Source organism: Pseudoflavonifractor sp. An85 (assembly GCF_002161235.1).
Classification (GTDB): domain Bacteria; phylum Bacillota; class Clostridia; order Oscillospirales; family Oscillospiraceae; genus Enterenecus.
On the sequence record NZ_NFHE01000102.1, the window covers coordinates 1 to 1,127 of the forward strand.

Genomic DNA, 1,127 nt, shown 5'->3' on the forward strand with positions numbered 1-1,127 from the left:
TCAGGTGAGACAGTCAATCAATGGATACGCAACTATGAGGCAGATGGGGTAGATGCATTTCTATCGCGCAAAAACCATGTGTACAGACCGGAGTTAAAGAGGCAGGCCGTGGAGGATTATCTGTCTGGCATAGGAAGTCTGGCAGATATTTGCAGAAAATATCATATTGGGAATCGTGCACAGCTCAGGGATTGGATAAAGGTGTATAATGCTCATGGAGATTTCAACTCCGTAAAACACTCAGGAGGAGGAAGCTACATGAAGCAAGGACGGGAAACCACGCAGGAAGAGCGTATCCAAATTGTTAAGGATTGCATTGCCAGTGGAAAGAATTACGGAGAAATGGCCTTGAAATACCAGGTTAGCTATCAACAGGTTCGGAGTTGGACTCTTCGGTTTGAACAGATGGGAGAGGCAGGATTGGAGGATCGGCGGGGCCGCCGGAAGAAAGACCAAACTCCTCGCACCGAACTGGAAAAAGCCCAAATTGAAATTGAGCAACTCAAGCACAAGCTATATCTGGCGGAAATGGAGAATGCACTGCTAAAAAAATTGGACGAGATCGAGAGGAGAGAGGCCTGGAAGAAGTGAGGCAGCGTCGTACTTATAAAGCCATTCAGGAGTGCCATGAAAATCAGGGGTACCCCATTGAGGTGGCGTGTAAACTGCTCCATGTCGCTCGTTCTGCCTATCATAAATGGGCTTCTGGAAAGTTGAGCCGCAGAGCTACGGAGAACGAGAAACTGGCGGATAAGATCGAGAAAATCTACTCCGAGAGCCCAGACAAAGGCTATCGGAGGCTGAACGATGACTTGCGCCACGACTACGGCATCCACGTCAACGACAAGAGAGTGCTGCGCATTTGCCGGGCCAGAGATATTCGCTCTACCGTGAAGTACAGCAATCACGGCTGTACCAGACGGGCCAAGAATCCTCAGTATCTAGCTGAAAACCTGTTGGATCGCCAATTCTATGCAGAAAAGCCGAATGAAAAATGGCTGACCGATGTGACCGAGTTTAAGTGGTATGAGGGAACTGAAGTACACAAGGTCTATCTCAGCGCTATTCTGGATCTCTATGACCGGCGCATTGTGGCCTTTGTGCTGGGGGATCGCAATGACAATCCT

At 48.9% G+C, this 1,127-nt stretch carries 2 protein-coding genes; both read left to right on the plus strand.

What is annotated here, in order from left to right:
- Nucleotides 1-591 (plus strand): helix-turn-helix domain-containing protein (locus B5G37_RS14545; protein ID WP_087258963.1); only part of this gene is annotated, 591 nt, incomplete at its 5' end.
- A partial coding sequence (locus tag B5G37_RS14550; RefSeq protein WP_143483004.1) for an IS3 family transposase occupies nt 588-1,127 on the plus strand: 540 nt, incomplete at its 3' end. The genes B5G37_RS14545 and B5G37_RS14550, both read left to right, overlap by 4 nt.